13 protein-coding genes and 2 pseudogenes are annotated in these 21,245 nt (G+C 67.0%); 5 read left to right on the forward strand and 10 right to left on the reverse strand.

The features are described 5' to 3' along the window. Window positions 1-37 precede the first annotated feature (37 nt). The 7 genes and pseudogenes from LQF09_RS00615 to LQF09_RS00645 all read right to left on the reverse strand — a co-directional run bounded on the left by LQF09_RS00615 (window position 38) and on the right by LQF09_RS00645 (window position 9,632). Entirely contained in the window at window positions 38-1,240 is a 1,203-nt protein-coding gene (locus tag LQF09_RS00615; protein WP_270068892.1) for a hypothetical protein, read from the reverse strand. 57 nt (window positions 1,241-1,297) lie between these two features. Further along, window positions 1,298-1,876 carry an NnrU family protein gene (locus LQF09_RS00620; RefSeq protein ID WP_002936112.1) on the reverse strand — a complete coding sequence of 193 codons (579 nt, stop codon included), beginning with the start codon at window positions 1,874-1,876 and terminating at the stop codon, window positions 1,298-1,300. Between the two features lie 114 nt (window positions 1,877-1,990). Further along, complete coding sequence (locus tag LQF09_RS00625; protein ID WP_270069905.1) at window positions 1,991-2,521, reverse strand: BLUF domain-containing protein; 531 nt, start codon at window positions 2,519-2,521, stop codon at window positions 1,991-1,993. 30 nt (window positions 2,522-2,551) lie between these two features. Beyond that, window positions 2,552-4,330, reverse strand: a pseudogene (locus LQF09_RS00630) (putative bifunctional diguanylate cyclase/phosphodiesterase); the annotation flags it as partial. Window positions 4,331-4,597: 267 nt separating this feature from the next. After that, window positions 4,598-5,890 carry a nucleoside recognition domain-containing protein gene (locus LQF09_RS00635; protein ID WP_270068893.1) on the reverse strand — a complete coding sequence of 431 codons (1,293 nt, stop codon included), beginning with the start codon at window positions 5,888-5,890 and terminating at the stop codon, window positions 4,598-4,600. A gap of 101 nt (window positions 5,891-5,991) precedes the next feature. Beyond that, window positions 5,992-8,229 (reverse strand): NADP-dependent isocitrate dehydrogenase, encoded by a 2,238-nt coding sequence (locus tag LQF09_RS00640; protein WP_002926254.1) that lies wholly within the window; start codon window positions 8,227-8,229, stop codon window positions 5,992-5,994. A gap of 215 nt (window positions 8,230-8,444) precedes the next feature. Then, on the reverse strand, window positions 8,445-9,632 hold the full coding sequence (locus LQF09_RS00645; protein ID WP_002936116.1) for a YbfB/YjiJ family MFS transporter: 1,188 nt from the start codon (window positions 9,630-9,632) through the stop codon (window positions 8,445-8,447). Window positions 9,633-9,803: 171 nt separating this feature from the next. Here LQF09_RS00645 and mscK point away from each other — a divergent pair, with 171 nt between their 5' ends. Further along, window positions 9,804-13,157, forward strand: a complete 3,354-nt coding sequence (mscK, locus tag LQF09_RS00650) for a mechanosensitive channel MscK (RefSeq protein ID WP_288023789.1) — start codon at window positions 9,804-9,806, stop codon at window positions 13,155-13,157. 15 nt (window positions 13,158-13,172) lie between these two features. Here the strand turns inward: mscK and LQF09_RS00655 are convergent, their stop codons facing one another. After that, window positions 13,173-13,547: a hypothetical protein gene (locus LQF09_RS00655; RefSeq protein ID WP_002926263.1), complete on the reverse strand. Its 375-nt coding sequence runs from the start codon at window positions 13,545-13,547 to the stop codon at window positions 13,173-13,175. 352 nt (window positions 13,548-13,899) lie between these two features. On the opposite strand from LQF09_RS00655, the gene LQF09_RS00660 reads away from it, so the two are divergent. Beyond that, window positions 13,900-15,462 carry a sensor domain-containing diguanylate cyclase gene (locus tag LQF09_RS00660; protein ID WP_270068895.1) on the forward strand — a complete coding sequence of 521 codons (1,563 nt, stop codon included), beginning with the start codon at window positions 13,900-13,902 and terminating at the stop codon, window positions 15,460-15,462. Between the two features lie 29 nt (window positions 15,463-15,491). Here LQF09_RS00660 and LQF09_RS00665 read toward each other — a convergent pair whose 3' ends face one another. Next, window positions 15,492-16,553 (reverse strand): AbrB family transcriptional regulator, encoded by a 1,062-nt coding sequence (locus tag LQF09_RS00665; protein ID WP_002936124.1) that lies wholly within the window; start codon window positions 16,551-16,553, stop codon window positions 15,492-15,494. Continuing rightward, on the reverse strand, window positions 16,554-17,915 hold the full coding sequence (locus tag LQF09_RS00670) for an ABC transporter substrate-binding protein (RefSeq protein ID WP_333482873.1): 1,362 nt from the start codon (window positions 17,913-17,915) through the stop codon (window positions 16,554-16,556). It abuts the gene before it with no gap. Here LQF09_RS00670 and LQF09_RS00675 point away from each other — a divergent pair. The 3 genes and pseudogenes from LQF09_RS00675 (at window position 17,811) to LQF09_RS00685 (ending at window position 21,222) form a co-directional block, all read left to right on the forward strand. After that, a pseudogene (locus tag LQF09_RS00675) lies at window positions 17,811-18,498 on the forward strand (response regulator). The gene LQF09_RS00670 and the pseudogene LQF09_RS00675 sit on opposite strands and share 105 nt — an antisense overlap. 1 nt (window position 18,499) lies before the next feature. Next, the gene (locus LQF09_RS00680; protein ID WP_270068896.1) at window positions 18,500-20,026 is read left to right on the forward strand and encodes a sensor histidine kinase; all 1,527 of its coding nucleotides are present in this window, start codon (window positions 18,500-18,502) and stop codon (window positions 20,024-20,026) included. 152 nt (window positions 20,027-20,178) lie between these two features. Then, window positions 20,179-21,222: a porin gene (locus tag LQF09_RS00685; RefSeq protein ID WP_270068897.1), complete on the forward strand. Its 1,044-nt coding sequence runs from the start codon at window positions 20,179-20,181 to the stop codon at window positions 21,220-21,222. The last annotated feature ends 23 nt before the right edge of the window (window positions 21,223-21,245 follow it).

Below are 21,245 nucleotides of genomic sequence, written 5' to 3' on the forward strand. Positions count from 1 at the left end.
CCTGGTCGTGCCGGACGCAGCACCGGCCTGCCGCGTCCTACATCAAGAGATTGCTCGGATTGCGGCACGCCTGGGCCGCCCCCGCCCGCGGAGCCTGTCCCGAGAGATCGATGGTAGCGCCATAGTACGAGTTGGCATTTGCCGTCGGCGCAACGCGCTGCGCCACCTCGAGCCTGAACGGCGCGCGCCCTGGAGCCACGCCGGAAAAAACGCGCTGCCACTCTCCGCTGCCGAACTCCTCGCAGGCGATCTCGGTCAGCTGCACACCACGCGCACGCATCGCACCGACGATGTCATAGGGTGGCTCAGCGCCGACTGCCATCCAGTTCATGGCCAGTGTCCTGGCCGCGGGCGAACCGCTGACCGACACCTCGAACCTGCCCAGCTTGCCGCTCGCCGACAGTTCGCGCGAACTCGCCTTCGCTGCCCAGCGCACACCGCCGAGACGTTGGCGCAGGGCGGCGACGGGCAGCGCCTCGCCCGCTGCCGCCGGCAAGGCGGCCAGCAGGGCATCGGTTGCCGCCGCACTCGCGCCGATCTTTTCCCAGTCGGCTGCGCATTGTTCGTCTGCCCAGCGCGCCGCATCCGCGCTGAGCGACACATAGAAGCGGCGGCAATCGGCCAGAAAACGCGGCCGCGCCTCGGGCTGGACCACCAGCGGTGGCGGGGCCGGACCAGCAGCAGCCGTATTCCCTGCCGGCGCTGCAGCTACCGCCGCCGTGGCTGGCCGAGGCGCCGCAGCCTTGCCCTCGCTGGCATCGCTGACGGCAACCGCCTCGCCAAAACCATGGCCATTCCAGGCCAGCTGGGCAGCGCACTGCGTACTGGCGCTGCTGCCCGGCCCACAGGCCGCACCACGGCGCGCAATCTGCACCTTGGCTGGCTTGCCGGCGAGTACACGGTAGGCAATCAGCTGATCCGAATAGACCCGGCGTGCATTGTTGCGCGCGTCGACGACGAAGATATCGACCCGCGCCACACCCCCCTGGCGGAACAGGCCGGGGCGGCCGGTGCAATCGTAATCGCCTTCGGACAGCAGGTAATCGAGGCGGCCGTCGCCGGTGAAATCCTGTGCAACGACATAACGCCCGCTGCCGGCACGCCCGCCGGCTGCAGTGCAGCGGCGGTCCAGGTCGTTCATGTGCGTGAGCACGACGGCAGGAATGGGCGGGCGGGCCTGCGCCAGGACGGCGGAGGATATGCACGCCCCGACCAGGACGGACAAGAGGAATCTGCGCATGGCGGCGGCCTCCAGGCTGTTGCTGCAGCCTAGACGCCAGCCCCGCAGCCGGCAAGCTCAGCCGAAGGGCGCCACCCCGAACAGCCAGGCGTGCAGGTAGCGTGCAAACACGAACCAGACCCCGGCGCCGATCAGCACGGCGAGCGCGTCGCGGCCGAGCGCGCCATCCGCGCGTACCACGCCATGTGCGCGATCACGCTTGCGCGCACTGGCGAACGCGGCGATCGACCACACCAGGAAACTGCCGAACAGCAGCACGTCTGCCAGCGTACCGTTCGAAATCAGATGCGCCAGCGCCCACAGCTTCACCCCCGCGCTCATCGGGTGGCCGAGCGCCGACTTCATGCGCGTGCCCGGCAGGTAGGTCGCCACCAGCAGGATGAAGGCCGGCAGCAGCAGCAGGGCTGCCAGATGGCGCGTCCACACCGGCGGGAACCACAGGTACACCGGGTCGTAGCGCGCCTGCGCGTAGCCCCAGACAATCAGCACCAGGCCAATCACCGAGACGATCGAGTAGGCCAGCTTCCACTTTGCGGCGCCGTAGTGTGCGATGTACTGGGCGCGGTTGTCCTCGGCAACGATGCGCGCCGAATGCGTACAGAGAAACAGCACCAGGCCGATGATGAGTGCGGTCATGAAACAGGTCTCCAGAGTTTGAATCGAGCGAGTCAGACCCCGTCGATCGAATTTCGCTCCCGATCGACGAGCCCGTCACACTATGGCCCGCTCGGGCAGACCACGACAATTCGCTTAACGCCTCTGCGCGCCGCCACTTGCATGCGCAGTGATGAGCACGTAACACAGGCGCGCGTCGTCCGCGACCCTGGAGAAGGTGAGCGGTGATGCGGCCTTGTCGTCCTCGCCGGCAAGCGAGCAACCGGGCAGTGACTCGAGGTCATGCACGACCATACCCCAGTCGACAAACACGCGACGGGCCGCCGAGCCCTCGACGACGACGCGGATGTCACGGTGCAGCGGATCCTGTCGAATCCTGCGCATGAGCGCTTCGACCGCCTCGCGCTGGCCCTCAATCATCTGCATGAACTCACCGTTCATGTAGAGCAGGCAACCGGACAGCCCCTCGAGACGATTGCGGCGCTGCATCACCTGCCGCAACGCCTTGAGCGTATCCGTTCCGACCTCCACCTGTGCGCGGCTCACATAGATGAGGTAGTAGAGCGACGGCGCGTTTGCCTCTCCCCCATCAGCCTGCTGAGCCTGGAAGTGACGCGCGAAATCGGCCTCGATGAGAGGGCGGTAGAAATGGTAGCCCTGCAGCATTTCACAACCGCAGGCGCACAACTCCTGCCGCTGTGCATCGTTCTCGACGCCTTCGGCGACAAGCTTCAAGCCCAGCGCTGCGCCAAGGCCGGCCACCGCGCGGATCACGGCACGGTTTTCCTCGCTCCGTTCTAGACCGTCCACGAAGGCGCGGTCAATCTTCAGCACATCTACCGGGAGCCGTGTCAGCTGCGACAGCGACGAGTAGCCCGTGCCGAAGTCGTCGACGGCCACGCGCAGGCCGAACTCGGCCAGGCGCCGCAATACGCGCAGATTCGCCTCGACATCGGCCATCAGCGCGGTCTCTGTGATCTCCAGCAGCAACCGCGAAGGGTCCGCCCCCGTGTCGCGCAGGATGGCGGCGAACACCTCCGGCAGATTCTCCTCACCCAGTTGGCGTGCCGACAGGTTCACCGAAACATACGGCGCCTGCTCGCCTCAGCGCTGACGCCAGCTTGCCTCGCAGCGGCAGGCCTGCCTCAACACCCACTCACCGATCGGCACGATCGCACCACTCAGTTCGGCAATGGGAATGAAGATGGCCGGCGACACTTCGCCCGTCGGCGGGTGCCAGCGCAGCAGGAGCTCTGCGCCCACAATCCTGGCCGTTTCCGCCGCCACGATGGGCTGGTAGCGCAGGGACAACTCGTTGCGCTCGATCGCCAGGCGCAAACCGGTACTGATCATGAGCCGCTGACGCGCCTTCTCCTCCAGCCCCTCGCTGAAGAACTGCCAGCCGTCCCCGCTGCGGGCCTTCACTGCATGCATGGCCGTATCGGCATGACGCAGGAGGTCGTCCGGGGCGTGGGTGGTGCCGTTACCAACCGCGATGCCGATGCTGGCAGTGACGTACAGGGCGTTGCCGTCGACCTCGATCGCCAAGCGCAAGGCGTCGTTGATGCGTTCGGCCAGCACCGACATGCTGGTCGGTTGCTCGACCTGCTCGCACAACACCACGAACTCATCGCTGCCCAGACGCGCAACTGTGTCCCCGGGCCGAATCTGTTCGATCAGGCGCCTCGCGACCGTCTTCAGCAACTCGTCACCGGCTGCGTGGCCATGCGCACCGTTGATCAACTTGAAGCCATCCAGATCAATGAAGAGCAAAGCCACGATCAGGCCGCTGCGCCGCGAGCGTTGCAGCGCATTGGTGAGACGGTCCCGGATCAGCGCGCGGTTCGGAAGTCCTGTCAGCGTATCGTGGGTTGCCTGCCAGGTCAGGGTAGCCTCGGCCTCCTTGCGCTCGGTGATGTCACGCAGGGTGACCACCAGCAACCAACCCCGACCGTCATGGAACTTCGCGATCGAGGCTTCGAGCGGAAAGAAGCTGCCATCCTTGCGATAGTCGGTGATCTCGTTGCGCCGACCCATGCGGCGCTCGGTTTCCTCACTGTCGATGAAGGCCTTGACCAAGGCCGTATGGCGCTCACGAAAATGCGGGGGTACGAGGTGATGAACCGACAGGCCGACGAGCTCGCCAGCCTCGTAGCCAAACATCGCTTCCGCGCTGAGGTTGCACTGGCTGATCACGCCTTCGCCATTGGTCGTGATGATCGCCATGTCGGCCACCGACAGGATGCGCTGGGCCGACTCGAGGGGCTGCCGGCTGGCGCCGATCTCCGCAGCGAGCCGGGCCGTCAGCGCCGGGCTTGGCAGCTCGAGGCCCCGCTCCTGGTCGATCTCGGCCTGATAGCGCGCAGGGATGCGCGGCTCGATGCAACCGAAGTGCTCGACGATCTCGAACACCCCGTCGCGGGTGCAGCGTGCCAGATGGACATTGACGCTTGCATGCTGGGTCACGGGATCCATCCGGACTTCGCCCTGCGGACCACTTACCTCGACTCGGCGCAGGCAATCGTCGCCGCGGCGACGATCTCCGGGCCATAAAGACTGACCACGCCACTCAAGGGAGCCATCAAACCGATGCGAAACTTACCGCTCAAAACGTTCAAGCTCCATATTCGTGATGCTGCGCGCGAGCCCCAAAAGCTAGCATCCAAGCGCCAAAGCGCCTCGCGATTTTGTCACATCATCAAGAAATCAACATTTTTTGGAACACAAGCCAGCACGACGGAACTACAGGAACAGGTAGGAGCAGATCGCTACCGCGGCTGCCACCGCGACCACGTCCGCGGTCAGCGCCGCCGCCAGGGTGTGGCGGATGCGGCGGATCTGCACCGCGCCGAAATACACCGCCAGCACGTAGAAGGTGGTCTCGGTCGAGCCCTGCAGCGTGGTGACGAGGTAACCGACGTAACTGTCGGGCCCGATCGCCGGGTCGTTGATGATCGAGGCCATCACGCCGTAGGCGCCCGAACCGGACAGCGGGCGCAGCAAGGCCATCGGTAGTGCCTCCGGCGGCAGGCCGACGCGGGAGGTGAGCCCGCCGAGCAGGTTCACCATCACGTCCATCGCCCCGCTGGCGCGGAACATGCCGACCGCGACCAGGATCGCAACCAGGTAGGGAATGATGCGCAGCGCCACCTGGAAACCGTCCTTGGCGCCGTCGACGAAGACCTCGTAGATGCGCACCCCGCGCAACACGCCAAAAAGCAGGAAGCCCATCATCAGCCCGGGGATGATCCACGGCGAGATCACGCGCCCCCATACGATGGTCGCGGGAATGAGCGCGATGATGGCGCCCAGGGCGAGGACGGACACCCACAAGGGGTAAGCGCCGGGGTCGTCCACCGCCTCACGCGCCGGATCGTCGGCCACCCAGGGCCGCTCCATCGCAGCGGCGGCCGGATCGATCGGGCCAAGGGCCGAGAAGCGCTTGTAGATCAGTGCCGCGGTGATGGCGGCAATGGTGGCGCACACGGTCGCGAACAACGTCGTCGGCAGGATGGCTGCGGGATCGGCCGAGCCGGCCGCAGCGCGGATGGCGATGACACCCGTGGGCAGCAGCGTGATGCTGGAGGTGTTGATGGCAAGGAACAGCGCCATCGAGTTGGTCGCCGTACCGGGCCGGGTATTGAGCTTGTCGAGCTCCTGCATGGCACGGATGCCGAAAGGCGTGGCGGCATTGCCCAGGCCAAGCGCATTGGCCGACAGGTTGAGGATCATCGCCCCCATCGCCGGATGGTTGGGCGGTACCTCGGGGAACAGCCGGGTCATCAAGGGCCGGATCAGGCGCGCGATGATCACCAGCAGCCCGCCAGCCTCAGCCACCTTCATCAGGCCAAGGAACAGCGTCATTACCCCCACCAGGCCGAGCGCGAGTTCCACCGCGCCGCTGGCGGACGAGATCATGCCTGCGGACAGCACCTCCATCGGCGACTGCACGCCGTCGACCGGGACGTGGCTGAACTGCCGCCAGGCGGCGGCGACGAAGGCAATGAGGACGATGCCGAAGAAGATCCCGTTCATGACCGGAAAGATATCGAAACCAAGAAAAAACGCGTGGGCGAACCGCTCGGCGGCTCGCCCACGCGTCTCATTGCTGCACGCCGGTCAGGCCGGCGCCTGCATCAGGCCCCTGCGGCACGCAGGATGCTGTTGAGCGTGGCGCTCGGACGCATCACTGCCTTGCACTTCTCGGGGTCGGCCTTGTAGTAGCCACCGATGTCAGCGGGCTTGCCCTGAACTTCGGCCAGTTCGGCGATGATCTTCGCCTCGTTGTCGGCCAGGTCCTTGGCGAGGGGCGCGAACTTCGCCGCCAGTTCTGCGTCCTCGGTCTGCGTAGCCAGGCGCTCGGCCCAGAACTTGGCCAGGTAGAACTGGCTACCGCGGTTGTCGAGCTGGCCGGTCTTGGGCGAGGGCGACTTGTTCTCGTCGAGCAGGCGGCCGGTCGCTTCGTCCAGGGTCTTGGCGAGCAGCTTGGCCTTGTCGTTGCCGGTCTTGATGCCGAGGTCCTCGAGCGACACCGCCAGGGCAAGGAACTCGCCCAGCGAATCCCAGCGCAGGTGGTTCTCCTGCACCAGTTGCTGCACGTGCTTGGGTGCCGAACCGCCGGCGCCGGTCTCGTACATGCCGCCACCGGCCATCAGCGGAACGATCGACAGCATCTTGGCGCTGGTGCCCAGCTCCATGATCGGGAACAGGTCGGTGAGGTAGTCGCGCAGGATGTTGCCGGTCACAGAGATGGTGTCGAGGCCGCGGATCACGCGCTCGAGCGTGTAACGCATCGCACGCACCTGGCTCATGATCTGGATGTCGAGGCCTGTGGTGTCGTGCTCCTTGAGGTAGGTGCGCACCTTCTTGATGAGCTCGTTCTCGTGCGGACGATAGGGATCGAGCCAGAAGATGGCCGGCATGCCGGAGTTGCGCGCGCGCGTGACGGCGAGCTTGACCCAGTCACGGATCGGCGCATCCTTGACCTGGCACATGCGCCAGATATCGCCCTCTTCGACGTTCTGCGACAGCAGCACCTCGCCGGTGTCGAGATCGGTGATGTTGGCCACACCGTCTTCGACGATCTCGAAGGTGCGGTCGTGCGAGCCATACTCCTCGGCCTTCTGCGCCATCAGGCCGACGTTCGGCACCGTGCCCATCGTGCGCGGGTCGAAGTTGCCGTGCCACTTGCAGAAGTTGATCATCTCCTGGTAGATGCGGGCGAAGGTCGATTCCGGCATGACCGCCTTGGCGTCGTACTGCTTGCCGTCCGCACCCCACATCTTGCCGCCCTGGCGGATCATCGCCGGCATCGACGCGTCAACGATGATGTCGTTGGGCGAGTGGAAGTTGGTGATGCCCTTGGCCGAATCGACCATGGCCAGCGCCGGACGATGCTCCTGGCAGGCATGCAGGTCGCGGATGATCTCGTCGCGCTTGGATTCGGGCAGGGTCTTGATCTTCTCGTAGAGGTCGACCATGCCGTTGTTGACGTTGATGCCCAGCTCTTCGAACAGCTTGCCGTGCTTGGCGAAGGCGTCCTTGTAGTAGATCTTGACGCAGTGACCGAAGACGATCGGGTGCGAGACCTTCATCATCGTCGCCTTCACGTGCAGCGAGAACAGGATGCCGGCCTCGCGGCAGTCGTCGAGTTCCTTCTCGTAGAACTCGCACAGTGCCTTCTTGCTCATGAACATCGAGTCGATGATCTCGCCTTCGAGCAGGTCGGTCCTGGGCTTGAGCACCACGGTCTTGCCCGACTTGGTGATCAGCTCCATCTTGACCGAGCGTGCGCGGTCGAGCGTCATCGACTTCTCGCCGTGGTAGAAGTCGCCGTGGTGCATGTGCGAGACGTGGGTCTGCGACCACTGCTTCCACTCACCCATCGAGTGCGGGTTCTTCTTGGCGAAGTTCTTGACCGCGGCCGGTGCGCGGCGGTCGGAGTTACCTTCGCGCAGCACCGGGTTGACCGCAGAACCGAGGCAGCGGCCATAGCGCGCGCGGATGTCCTTTTCCTCGTCCGTCTTCGGATCCTCGGGGAAGTCGGGGATCTTGTAGCCCTTTTCCTGGAGCTCCTTGATGCAGGCCTTGAGCTGCGCCACCGAGGCACTGATGTTGGGCAGCTTGATGATGTTGGCGTCGGGCTCGAGGGTCTTCTTGCCCAGCTCGGCGAGCGTGTTGGGCACGCGCTGATCTTCGCTCAGGTACTCGGGAAACTCGGCAAGCACACGCGCCGAAACCGAGATGTCGGCCTTCTCCACCTCGACGCCTGCGGGTGCGGTGAAGGTGCGGACGATCGGAAGGAACGCGCACGTCGCCAGCAGCGGCGCCTCGTCGGTGAGCGTGTAGATGATCTTCGAATTCCCTGCAGACATTGTTTCCCCCTGGACCTTGATCTTGTGGTGACGAACGATGGCCGGCCCCTCATCGCCCCTGTAGGAACGTGAGGACCGTGCGCGCAGCAGACGCGAAAAAATAGCACGCGCTGCGCGCGCATTTTCGCACTTCACGGCCATGGAGGGGAAATTTGTGCGGCCCCCGATGGATCAGGCGGCGGCGCCTCGCAACCCGGGTTGGCCCCTGCCGCGGCTCAGGCCCGCGCACCCTCGCGGTCGCGGCGCTCCACCGCCTTCAGCATCAACAGCAGGATGGTGCCCACCACCATCATGGCTGCGGCAAAATACAGGCCACCCGCATAGCTGCCGAAGGTGGCGCCCAGCCAGCCGGTGACCGCCGGGCCGAGGATCTGCGCGACGCCGTAGGAGATGGTCATCTTGCCCATCATCTTCGCTGGCCGCGTGGGGTAGTAGCGTCCGGCCATGGTCAGCACCAGGCTCACCATGCCGACGAAGGTGCCGCCGAAGAGCAGCGCGCCTGCGATCGCCCCCACCATGCCGCCCACCACCACCGGCAGCAGGATGCCGACGATCTGCAGCACGGCGGCAAGGATCAGCGCATTGAGGGCGCCAGTGCGACGGGCGACGAAATCCCACACGATACAGGCCGGCATCGCTGCCAGGCCGATGGCAAGAAAGCTCCAGCTACCCTGGCCTTCCAGCCCCGGCAGGCGGTTGACGATGGCGACGATGAAGGTCGCGCTGACCACGAAGCCAATCCCGGCGCAGAAATAGGACGCCATGAAGATGCGCATGAACAGCGGGCTGGGCGGGTCGTCGTGCATGGGTGCGCCGCTCCGCGTCACCCCGCTGGTATCAGGCGCCGGTAGCCAGGACAGCGCCGGCACCAGAAGCCCGCAGGCGATCACCGTGAAGACGAACCACTGCGCACGCCAGTCGAGCCACTGGCTCATCAGCGCCACCGCCAGCGAACAACCCGCGATGCCCAGGCCGATGCCGGCGAAGTGGATACCGAGCTCGCTGCGGTGGTTGTGGCGGATCAGCCAGTTCAGGATCAGCCCGGTACCGAGCAGCATCGACGCCGCGCTCGACAGCCCAGCCAGGTAGCGCGACGCGGCCCATACCCAGAAATCGGTCGTCAGCCCCATCATCACCGTGGTCAGCACCGCCATCACCATGCCGATACGGTACAGGCGGTCCTTGAGCACCAGATTGCTGATCGATGCCGCGAGCAATGCACCGCTCAGATAGCCCAGGTAGTTGATCGCCGCCAGCCAGCCGCCCTCGGCAAGCCCGAGGCCGGCCTGTGCCTGCATCAGCGGCAGCAGGGGCGTATAGGCGAAACGTGCTACGCCGAGCGCAAGCATCAGGCTGAAGATGCCGGCGCCGAGCACCTTCATGCGTTGGAACTGCTCATCCATTGTTGTTGTTTTCCGTCTCTCTTGGGGCACACACCATAGTCTGCGCAGGACGCAGACTCAAGCACGGGGCGCTGCCGTCGCGCCGACCCACACCCACCCATGCTGGAGGAACACTGCGCTCGCCGCGCAGCAGGGTACACTCCGCTCTTGCCCAGATCGCTCCTCACGCGCATGCCCTCGTTCCCGCACCTGGTCCGCCTTCTCGTCCTCCTGCTCCTGCCACTGCTCGTGTTGCGGGCAGCGGCAGAACCGCCCCTGCCGCCGGCGGCCAAGGAATTGCAGGCTCGCGCCGCTGCACTGGCGGAGCGCCAGCTGCCCGAATCCGAGCGCCAGGCGGCTCAGCAAGCCCTGGACCAGGCCTTGTCGCGGCTCGCCGCCGCGGAGGATTACCGCCAGCAGCTCAGCACGCTGAACGAGCGCCTGGCCGCAGCCCCCCGGCAGATTTCCACTGCACGGACTCAACTGGATGCGTTGCAGGCCAAGGCGGAGCCTGACCAGGCTGCAGCCCTCGGCCCGGAGCTGTCCGCCGGTGTGCTCGAACAACGCCTGGCCGAGCGCAATGCCGAACTCAGCCAATGGCAGCGCAGTCTCGATGAGGCCGACGCACTCTTGCTGAGTGCCCGCACTGGCCCGGAGCGCGCCCAGACCGAGATCAGCACCAACCAGACACGCATGACCGCCATCGAGGCCGCCCTGTCCGCCAACCGCGAGCAGGGCCCGGGCCGCGAGGCCCGCTCGCTGACCACCGAGCGGCGCGACGCGCTCGCGGCCGAATGGCATGCGCTCGACGCACAGAACCGCCTGCGCCAGCTCGAACTCTCGGGTAGCAGCGTACTGCAGGACCTCGGCCAGGCACGGCGTGAACTCGCTGCCGAGCACCTTCGCCGCCTCGGCGCCGAAACCCACGCACTGCAATCCGCGATCAACGCACGGCGCAGCGCCGACGCAGTGGAAACCGTGGAGGCGCTCAGGCGCGAGCAGGCCCAGACACCCGACACCGGCGGCCTGATCGCGCGCGAGATCGCTGCCAACCAGCGTGTGTCCGAATACCTGCTGCGTGCCACCGAGCACCTCAACACGCTCACCCAGCGCAATCTGGCAACCCGCCAGCAGCTCGACAGCCTCAACCGCGCCGGCACCATCATCGACGAGCAGATCAACGTACTGCAAGGCAGCCTGCTGCTGTCGCGCATCCTGCTCGAGCAGAAGCGCGCGCTACCGCAGCCGCGCGTGGACAAGCAGCTCGCCGAGCAGATCGCCGACATCCGCCTCTACCAGTTCGAGGTCAGCAAGCAACGCGAACAGCTCGGCACCCCCGCCGCCCATGCCGAACGCCTGCTCGCCGAACTGCCGCCTGAGCAGGCCGACGAGACCATGCGCAGCCAGCTGCTCGGGCTGCTGACGGCACGCGCGGAGCTACTCGAACGGCTCAACCGCGAACTCAGCGCCGTCCTCAACGAATCGATCACACTGCAGCTCAGCGAACGGCAGCTGCAGGCCACGGCAGACCGCCTGCGCAGCACGCTGGACGAGCAGATGTTCTGGATCCCCAGCAACCGCCCGCTCGATGCTGCCTGGGTCATGGCCGTTCCTGCCGCGCTGCAGGCGCAGCTGGCCGCCATCCCGTGGCAGTCGGCGAGCACGGAACTGTGGGCAGGTCTCAAGGCTCGTCCGCTGCTGTTCTTGCCGGTGCTGCTGCTGACCCTGTGGCTGTTGTCGCGGCGGCGCTGGCTGCGCGCCCGGCTGGACGGTCTGCATGCAGACATCGGCTACGTGCGCCGCGACAGCCAGCTGCACACGCCGCTCGCGATCCTGTTCAACATCCTGCTCGCACTGCCGGTGAGCCTGCTGCTCGCCCTCGCCGGGCTTGCCCTGCAGATGGACGCCCGCGGCCAGAACGCCAGCCTGGGCGCCGCCCTGCTGCAGATGGCCCAGGCCTGGCTGGTGTTCTACACCGCGTATCGCGTGCTCGCGCCCGCTGGCGTCGCCGAGCGCCACTTCCGCTGGCCGCTCGAGCGCGTGCGCGAGCTGCACCGCCACATGCGCCACCTCGGCCTGGTCGTGCTCGCGGTGGTGGCGGTGGTCGCCATGGCCGAACGCCAGCCCGAGGCGCTCGCCAACGACGTGCTCGGCATCCTGATCCTGCTCGCCGGCTACGCCACCATGGCCTGGCTGATGGCGCGCCTGCTGATCCACCGCTCGCAACAGGACCGGCCCTCGCCGCTGCGCGTCGCCATCGGCGTCGCCCTCGGACTGATGCCGCTCGCCCTCATCGCGGCCCTGCTCATGGGCTACTACTACACCGCGCTCAAGCTCACCGGGCGGCTGATCGACACCCTGTTCGTGCTCATCCTCTGGCGCCTGGTCGAAGCCACCGTGATCCGCGCCCTCGGCGTCGCCGCCCGCCGCCTCGACCACCAGCAGGCGGTCGCGCGCCGCGAAGCCGCCGAGCGCGAAGGCCTGCCCGGCGCCGACACCGACGACGGCATCGAGCCACCTCGCTTCGACATCGATCGCATCAGCCAGCAATCGCTGCGCCTGCTGCATCTGGGCCTGCTCGCCGGGCTGCTTCTGAGCCTGTACTGGGTATGGGCGGACCTCATCACGGTGTTCGCCTACCTCGACAACATCACCCTGTACGAATACGCCAGCGGCAGCGGCGACACCGCCAGCGTCACCCCGATCAGCCTGCGCGACCTCATCGCCGCGCTGGTCATCGGCAGCATCGCCTTCCTGCTCGCACGCAACCTGCCTGGCCTGCTCGAGGTGCTGGTGCTGTCACGGCTGCAGTTGGCGCAGGGCAGCGCCTACGCGACCACCACTCTGCTGTCCTACGTGATCATGGCGGTGGGCATCGTCGCCACGCTCGGCTCGCTGGGGGTGAGCTGGGACAAGCTGCAGTGGCTGGTGGCAGCGCTGTCGGTGGGCCTGGGCTTCGGCCTGCAGGAGATCTTCGCCAACTTCGTATCCGGCCTCATCATCCTGTTCGAGCGCCCGGTGCGCATCGGCGACACGGTCACCATCGGCAACGTGTCGGGCACGGTCACCCGCATCCAGATTCGCGCCACCACGATCACCGACTTCGACCGCAAGGAAATGATCGTCCCCAACAAGGCCTTCATCACCGGTCAGCTCACCAACTGGTCGCTCACCGACACCGTCACCCGCATCACGGTCAAGGTGGGCGTGGCCTACGGCTCGGACCTCGAGCTCACCCGCAAGCTGCTGCTACGGATCGCCGAGGACAACACGCGCGTACTCAAGGAGCCCAAGCCGCTGGTGTTCTTCCTCAGCTTCGGCCCCAGCACACTCGACCATGAACTGCGCGTGCATGTACGCGAGCTGGGCGACCGCAACGCCGCCATCGACGAGATCAACCGCGAGATCGACCGCCTGTTCAAGGAGCACGGCATCGAAATCGCCTTCAACCAGATGGATGTGCATATCCGCAGCATCGACGGCAAGGAAGCGCGGCTGCAGACCATCGAGGCACCGCGGGCCGGCGGCGGCGGCGAGTTGAAGTGAGGGCGGGCGGCCTGCTCAGCGTCCGCGCTCGTCCTGGCCCGCGCCGTCCTCGATCTTGACCTCGCGAATCACCTCGCCCTCGATGATCAGGCCACGCGCGGCCTGCGCCCCGCCGGACTCGCCCGCACGCATGCCGGCCTCGGCCATGCGCGCATCCATCTGCTCACGCATAGCCTTGCGCAGCGCGCGCGTCTTCCACCAGAAGTAAGCCCATACGACCACGCCAACGGTGATCACCACGGCGAACAAGGCCACCGAGAAGGTCAGCGCCAGCACGAACACCCCGAGCGCCGCCACACCGCCGACGATTTTCTGCCACAGCGATGGCGGCGTGGCACTGCCACCGCCAACATTGAGGAACACACCGGAGAAACGAGGATCCTTGTGCATGAACTTGTCCTGAAGTGAATGCGCAGTATGCGCCTGCGTCGCGTATTGGTAGATCTGAGCGCTGCGCGGAAGAAAGATTCCGCATCATCGCGCACGCGGATTGAGGCTATGCATTCTCGCGCACACGCGCCCTCGGCACCTAGCCAAAGCACGACGAACACCGATTGAAAACCCGCGCGCCGCCTGTTCGACGAACGCCAGCGCCTGCGCCTCGATCGCCTGCGGGCCGCCACGGATTAGCGCCTGTGAGCGCTCATCCCGTCGAAGGCTGGCAAGCGTCCAAGGGCTCTACGACTTTGGTCAAATTTACACGGCGCATCCATCTGTCGATACTGCACGGACAGGAGCCGCCATGCCGCATCGACCCCGACGATCGAAACTCATCCTGCTGTTGCTCGGATGGCTGACACTGCTCGCAGTCGCCGGCTCGCTGCTGATCATGACCGAGCTGCAGCGCGTGGAGCGCCAGTTCCACCAGGCCGCGGGCACCTTGGCTAACGGCGTCCAGCACAGGCTCCACGCCAACGAGGCCGTTCTGTCAGGGCTATCGGCCTTCCTGCTCGCGGTGGACCGCGACGACTACGCTGCGACCGAACGCTATGCGGCCGCTGTCACCGCCGCCCACGACCACATCTACCAGGTCGAGATCGCACGCAGGATCCGACCGCACGACGCCCCCAGGCTGGCCGAAGGCCTGCGCCGCAACTGGCGTGGCGAATTCGCCCTGAAGACCTTCGCCGAGCTGACGGGTCGTACGCCGGCCACGCTGCCGCCCGGGGCGGACTACTGGCCGATCCTGTTCATCCATCCGCCACTGCCCGACACACTGCCTATTTTCGGCTTGCGCCTTGAGACGGTGGACCACCTCGCCAGCACGCTCGCCCGCGCGCACGTCAAAGGGCATGCAGTGGCTTCACCGATGTTCGACTTCTATGAGGGCGACACCGGCTACATCCTGCTTCAGGTCGTCGAACGCAGCACGGACGACCGCCGCACAGGCGCCCCCAACTTCTTCGGCAGCACGATGGCATCGATGCTGGTGATCAAGAGCGCCGCCCTCCTGCCTGCCGGCGAGCGCGCGGCACTGGGCAGACAGCTCGGTATCCAGGCCGTGCTGATCGGCAGTGAGGGTATGGAAGACACTCTGCTGCGGCAGGAAATGGATGCCGGAACGGCACTGGACCGCCGCCTGCTCGCCATGCTGGAACATCATGAACGGATCGAGACGGCAGGCCAGACGATCGGCCTCCAGTTCACCCGGCAACCGCACTTGCAGGATGTACTTACTCCCCAGACGGTCGCCATCCTTACCCTGCTGCTGGTCGCCGCGCTCGCAGCCTCCTCGCTGCTGCTGCGCCACTATCGCGCGCTGAGGGAGGCAGGCATCGAGCACGCACATTCCGCCTACCTCGCGACGCACGACGTGCTCACCGGACTCCCCAACCGCTACCTGCTCGCTGACCGCTTCGCCAGCGCCCTCCACGGCTGGCAACGCCATGGCACACGCTTCGCCGTGATCCTGATCGATCTCGACCACTTCAAGGACATCAACGACCGCTACGGCCATGAAGCTGGCGACCAGGTCCTGTGCGCCACCAGCGACCGCATGAGCGCGCAGTTGCGCTCCTGCGACACCGTGGCGCGCTACGGCGGCGACGAGTTCATCGTGCTGCTCACCAACATCCTCGACGCTGGCGATGCGCTTCAGGTCGGCAACAAGCTGCTCGCCGCAATTTCGCAGCCCGTGCATACCAGCGCCGGTGCGCTGCCCATGTCCTGCAGCGTCGGGGTCGCCATCTGTCCCGACCACGGCACCGATCTCGACAGCCTGCGCCGTCGCGCCGACATGGCCATGTATGCCGCCAAGCAGTCGGGCCGGCATGCAGTCGTCCTGAGCGCTGACACCACAGCTTGATCCAGCCCGGCCCAGGTCGACTGCCTTGCTCAGGTCTCCACCATCCGCCGGAACGCCCCGAAGCTCCACTGCGCACCCACGGTCAGCACCACCACGCGCAGCACGTGGCAGACGGTGACCAGCGGCACGCCGAGCTGCAGCACCTTGGCAGTGATGCACATCTCCGATACCCCGCCCGGCGCAGTCGCCAGTATCAAGGTCGGCAGCGGCACCCCCGAAGCCAGTGCGAGCAAAGCGGCGAAAGCGCCGGCAAACACGATCGACATTACCGCAGTCAGCCCAGCCACCGCCATGAAGCGTGGCGCAGCACGAAAGAACGCACGCGAGAAGCGGCAGCCCAGCGCGCAACCGATCAGCAGCTGTCCGCCGTTGACCACCCAGACGGGCAGGGCGGACAGCGGAACCCCAGCGAGCGTCGCGACTGCCACGCCGAGCAGCGGACCAAGCACCCAGGCGTTGGCAATGCGCAACAGCTTGAACGCCGCCACGCCAAGCAGGCTCGCCACCACCAGCTGCGGGAAATGCCGGGCATCCACGGCCTGGGCGATCGGCACGTAGAGATCACTGCCGTGCACCCCACCAAAGGTGAGCGCGAAGGGCAGTAGCGACACCACCATCATTACTCGAATAGCATGTGCTGCGGCAATGCGATCCACCGCGCCGCCGTAGCGGTCAGCGAGATTGGCCATCTCGGAGGCACCGCCGGGTAGCGCCGCGAAGAAGGCGGTTGGCGTATCGACGCCACCCAGGCGACGCATGATCAGCGCACAAAGGACACCGAGCACGAGCGAACCGACTGCAGCAGCCACCACCAGCGCTGCATGCAGGCTCAGCTGCGCCACGACCTCGGGACTGAAGTACAGGCCGAGTGCGGCACCGATCGCCCATTGCCCGCTCTGCCGACCACCGGGCAGCGGGCGCAGCTCGATGTCGGCCATGCGCACGGCGGCGACGGCAAACAGCGGACCGATCATCCACGGCAGCGGCAGGTGGAAGCGCTCGGCCAGCCAGCCGGCGACGGCCGCGAGCACAAGCGTGGCCAGGACATAGCGCCACGAAGCGCCGCTGTTCTTCTGTGTTGAGGACGACATCTAGGGTTCGACGGACGGCCGTGTGGCAGCGTCCCATTGGCGCAGGAAGGCCTGGCGCTTGGCCTGGTCCTGGTAGGTGAGCAGTCCCGAGCCGATGCGGATCGGGCGGAAAGCATGGCGCAGGTTCTCATGCAGCAGGGCAGCCGCACTGTCGGCCCCCGCCGTGCCGGCATCGGCACGTACCGGCAGCAGGCCGAGGTGCTCGGCGAGCAAAGCCTGTCCGCGCGGCGACAGCAAGTGGTCCAGCCACAGCCGCGCCGCGGCCGGATGGCGGGCATCGCGGGCGATGAAGGCAACCCGGCTCAGCACCAGGGTATAGTCCTGCGGCCACACCACGCCGAGCACCGCCTCGCTGCGTGCGCGCTTGTGCGCATAGGAACCGAGCACGTTGTAGGCCAGCACCAGCTGGCCTGCGGCGAGACGGTCGAGCATGTCGCGGCTCGAGCTGTGCTGCTCCAGCCCCAGCTCGCCCATCCGGCGCGCCAGCTGCCAGAACACGATCGGGTTGGCTTGTGCATCCTGGGTATGCAGCAGCAGGCCCAGGCCAGAGCGCTCAGGATCATAGCTGGCCAAGCGCCCAAGCAGTCGTGAAGGCTGCTCCCCGAACAGGCGGATCAGCTCGGCATGGGTGTCAGGTACCTCGGCCTCAGTCAGCAGGCGCTTGTTGTAGACGATCGCCGCCGGCTCATAGGTGGTGCCGAAAGCCTCGTCCTTCCATACCGCCCAGCGCGGCAGCGCGGCGGTCTCGGGCGAGCGGTGGGGCTGGGCATAGCCATCGTTGACCAGCTTCACCTGCAGGTCCATGGCCGAACTCCACACCACGTCGGCACCTAACGTACCGGCTGCACGCTCATCCACCACCCGCTGGTAGAGCTCGTTCGAGCTCAGGTCGTGGTATTCGACGCGGATCCCTGGGTGCAAGGCCTCGAAGTCGTCGAGGATGGGTTGCACCACATCCTGGTCAGCCGCCGCATACACGACCACCACGCCTTCACGCACCGCCGCCTCGCGCGCATCGGGCGCCTGCCGGGCGAGGGCGCTGCCCGCACACAGCATGGCCAGCCCGAAAACCGCCACGCGCAGTCCGCACAACGCCTCACGGCAAGCTCGGACCATCGCCATCACGGCGCCGTCGCCAGTCCTCGTCCGCACTGTTCTCATATCCCGATCTCCCTGCAAGTCGGCGGCTTGGACGCCATCCGCCTTTGCCCCGATAATCGCCGACACGCCTTTCGATTCACTTTCACCGGAACGCCAATGCGCCTGCTGCTGGTCGAAGACCACGCCGAACTCGCCGAGTGGGTCGCGCGCTCGCTGCGCCAGAGCGGCTTCGTGCTCGAGGTGCTTGGGCGTGGCGACCATGCCGACCAGGCCCTGCGCAGCGAGCGCTATGACGTGGTGATCCTGGACCTCTCCCTGCCGGGTCTCGACGGCCTGGACGTGCTGCGCCGGCTGCGCACCCGCGAGAGCCGTGCCGAAGGCAGCACTCCCACCCCGGTGCTGGTGCTGACTGCCCGCGGCAGCACCGAAGAACGCGTCGAAGGCCTCAACCTCGGCGCCGACGATTATCTGACGAAACCCTTCGAGCTCGCCGAACTCGAGGCCCGCATCAAGGCCTTGCTGCGCCGCGCCGGCAACCAGGTGCCGCGGGTGCGGCTGGGCCGGCTCGAGTTCGACACCACCAGCCGCATGGCGACGGTGGACGGCCAGGTGCTGGCGCTGACCGCGCGAGCTGGCGGTGCTCGAGGTGCTGCTGTCGCGCGTCGGCCGCCCGGTGGCGCGCGAGGCCCTGTTCCAGAAAGTGTTCGAGTTCGACGCCGACGCCCGCGTGGAGGCCATCGAGATCTACGTCTCGCGCCTGCGCAAGAAGCTCGAAGGTGCCGACGTCGTCATCAACACCCTGCGCGGGCTCGGCTACCTGCTCGCCGAACGGCCGGCGCCCTGACATGCGCGCAGCCCCCGGGGCCGAGCAGGGCGGACGCGCGGATGGCGCCGCCGCCCAAGGCGACGGCGAGGCTGCGGCAGCCGCCGCGGCACCGGCCGCGGACGTCGAACCCGCCGCGCTGCGCCGCCACGGTGGCAGCCTGCGCCGTCGCGTCCTCGGCTGGCTGCTGCCACCGCTCGCGATCATGCTGGTCGTCAATGCCTGGTTCAGCTACCGCGGCGCACTGGACGCGGTGAACCAGGCCTACGACCGCACGCTGACCGCCTCGGTGCGGGCGATCGGCGAGCGCACCCACTCGCTCGAGGGCGAGATCCAGGTCGACATTCCCTACGCCGCCTTCGAAGGCTTCGAGGACAGCGCCGCCGAGCGCATCTTCCATGCCGTGTTCGACCCCGCGGGCGTGCTCGTCACCGGCTATGCCGACCTGCGCCCGCCCACGTTGCCCGCCGGCGAGGGCATGGTGAGGATCTTTGATCTCGCCTATCGCGGCGAGACGGTGCGCATGGCCGCCATGTACAAGCGCCTGTACGACCCCGCACTGGAAGGCGGCGACGCCGTGCTGATCGTGTTCGCCGAGACCACCGGCGCGCGCGAGACGCTCGCCCGCGAGCTCTTCCTCGCCAGCCTGCAACGGCAGTCGGCCCTGGTCGCCGTCGGGGCGGTGCTGGTGCTGCTCGCCCTCGGCACGGCGTTTCGCCCGCTGGTGGCGCTGCGCGACCACATCCGCAACCGCGACGAGGAAGACCTCACCCCGGTGCGGGCCGACGGCGTGCCGAGCGAGGTCGCGCCTCTGATCGACGCCATCAACCACCACATGCAGCGCCTGTCGGCCATGCTGGCCGCACGCCGACGCTTCCTTGCCGACGCCGCGCACCAGATCCGCACCCCGCTCGCGGTCCTCACCACCCAGGCCGAGTACGGCCTGCGCCAGACCGACCCGGAAGAGATGCTCAACACCTTCGCCAGTCTGTTGCGCAGCACCCGCGCCGCGCGCAGGCTGGCCAACCAGATGCTCACCCTGTCGCGCGCCGAGGCGGCCAACGGCCTCATCGACGAGCGCGCGCCGCTCGACCTCGCCGGCCTGGTCAAGGACGTAGCAATGGAGCTCGCCCCGCTCGCCCTCAAGCGCAGCATCGACCTCGCCTACGAAGGCATCGGCCACGCGCTGATGATCGAGGGCAACGCGCCAATGCTGCGCGAGATGGTCTCCAACCTGGTCGACAACGCGATCCGCTACAGCCCGCCCGACTCGGCGGTCACCGTCGCTGTCGCCGCCTTCGACGGCGAGGCGGTGGTGAGCGTATGCGACCAGGGGCCGGGCATTCCCGAGGCCGAGCGCGAACGCGTGTTCCAGCGCTTCTACCGCATCCTCGGCCAGGGCGACAGCGACGGCAGCGGCCTAGGACTGGCCATCGTGCGCGAGATCGCGCTCGCCCACGATGGCCGCATCACGCTGCGCGACGGCGAGGGCGGGCACGGCCTGTGCGTGGAAGTGGAGCTGCCGCTCGGGGCCGCCCCGGCACCCTGAATTGTCGACGACAGCCCTGCAACGGGCGCAGTCATCGGTCCATCCTCCTCACGGACCGGCAGCAGTGAAAGGCGATCGAAAGGCGACGGCGCTGCAATGCGGGCCGCGCCAACGTGTCTGGCGCGCCCACTCACAAGATCGAGGAGACTTCCATGCAACGCCTTTCCAAATCGGTCCTGCTGGCCGCCGCCGTCGCTGCCCCGTCGCTCGCGCTCGCCCAGTCCAACGTCACCATCTACGGCCTCATCGACCTCAACCTCAGCCATGAGCGATCGGGCGACCAGCGCTACGAAGGCGTCCACCACGGCGAGCTCAACGGCTCGCGCCTCGGCTTTCGTGGCACCGAAGACCTCGGCCACGGCATGAAGGCCCTGTTCGTGCTCGAGAGCGGCTTCGACCCCTCGACCGGCCTCGCCGAGCAGGGCGGACGCCTGTTCGGCCGCCAGTCCTTCGTCGGCCTCGAGAGCAGCCTCGGCCGCCTGACCCTGGGCCGCCAGTATTCGCCCGCCTTCGTCGCCCTCGACCCCTTCGACGCCACCGGCAACGCCGATCGCAGCGCCGGCCTGCTGCTGCGCAAGACCGGCGCCGTAAAGCCGGCCTACGAGGTGCGCTTCGACAACATGGTGAAGTACCGCTCGCCCAAGCTTGCCGGCTTCGAGCTCGATGCTGGCTACTGGCTGGGCGAGAAGGTCGCCACCACGTCCACCGCGCGCAAGGAAGGCGACGGCCACGGCCTCAGCCTGCTCTACGGCAACGGCGCCTTCTCGGGCGCGCTCACCACGCAGAGCGTGCAGCGCGACGCCAGCGGCGGCAAGGTGCGCACCAGCGGCGTCGGCCTGGCCTACGACTTCGGCATCGTCAAGCCCTATTTTGCCTGGTCGCAGGACAAGGAGAGCGGCACCGTCGGCAATGGCAAGGCACGCACCTGGGCCGTGAGCGCCGAGATCCGTCTGAACCCTGCGAACACGGTCGCGCTCAGCTATGCCGATCGCGACGAATCGGACGGCGCCGCCGGCGAGGACGCCAGCGGCTGGTCGGCCTACTACCTGCACGCCCTCTCCAAGCGCACCACGCTCTACGCCGGCTACTCGCAGCTCTCCAACGAGAGCGGTGCCAACTATGCAATAGGCAACATCACGCCGGCAGCCGGCGACAACCACCGGGTGATGATGGCCGGCATGCGCCACCGCTTCTGACCCTCGATAACCGCATACGGGAG

This window comes from Thauera sp. WB-2 (assembly GCF_027594845.1).
GTDB classification, from domain to species: domain Bacteria; phylum Pseudomonadota; class Gammaproteobacteria; order Burkholderiales; family Rhodocyclaceae; genus Thauera; species Thauera mechernichensis.

What these genes read in the sequence shown, in the direction of transcription:
- LQF09_RS00655 (WP_002926263.1), bottom strand. Translation starts at nt 13,547, where the DNA reads ATGCACAAGGATCCTCGTTTCTCCGGTGTGTTCCTCAATGTTGGCGGT.
- LQF09_RS00665 (WP_002936124.1), bottom strand. Translation starts at nt 16,553, where the DNA reads ATGTCGTCCTCAACACAGAAGAACAGCGGCGCTTCGTGGCGCTATGTC.
- mscK (WP_288023789.1), top strand. Translation starts at nt 9,804, where the DNA reads ATGCCCTCGTTCCCGCACCTGGTCCGCCTTCTCGTCCTCCTGCTCCTG.
- LQF09_RS00680 (WP_270068896.1), top strand. Translation starts at nt 18,500, where the DNA reads ATGCGCGCAGCCCCCGGGGCCGAGCAGGGCGGACGCGCGGATGGCGCC.
- LQF09_RS00660 (WP_270068895.1), top strand. Translation starts at nt 13,900, where the DNA reads ATGCCGCATCGACCCCGACGATCGAAACTCATCCTGCTGTTGCTCGGA.
- LQF09_RS00620 (WP_002936112.1), bottom strand. Translation starts at nt 1,876, where the DNA reads ATGACCGCACTCATCATCGGCCTGGTGCTGTTTCTCTGTACGCATTCG.
- LQF09_RS00615 (WP_270068892.1), bottom strand. Translation starts at nt 1,240, where the DNA reads ATGCGCAGATTCCTCTTGTCCGTCCTGGTCGGGGCGTGCATATCCTCC.
- LQF09_RS00625 (WP_270069905.1), bottom strand. Translation starts at nt 2,521, where the DNA reads ATGCTGCAGGGCTACCATTTCTACCGCCCTCTCATCGAGGCCGATTTC.
- LQF09_RS00670 (WP_333482873.1), bottom strand. Translation starts at nt 17,915, where the DNA reads ATGGTCGCCACGCCCAAGCACCTCGAGCACGAAGCCGCTCTGGCGCAG.
- LQF09_RS00635 (WP_270068893.1), bottom strand. Translation starts at nt 5,890, where the DNA reads ATGAACGGGATCTTCTTCGGCATCGTCCTCATTGCCTTCGTCGCCGCC.
- LQF09_RS00685 (WP_270068897.1), top strand. Translation starts at nt 20,179, where the DNA reads ATGCAACGCCTTTCCAAATCGGTCCTGCTGGCCGCCGCCGTCGCTGCC.
- LQF09_RS00640 (WP_002926254.1), bottom strand. Translation starts at nt 8,229, where the DNA reads ATGTCTGCAGGGAATTCGAAGATCATCTACACGCTCACCGACGAGGCG.
- LQF09_RS00645 (WP_002936116.1), bottom strand. Translation starts at nt 9,632, where the DNA reads ATGGATGAGCAGTTCCAACGCATGAAGGTGCTCGGCGCCGGCATCTTC.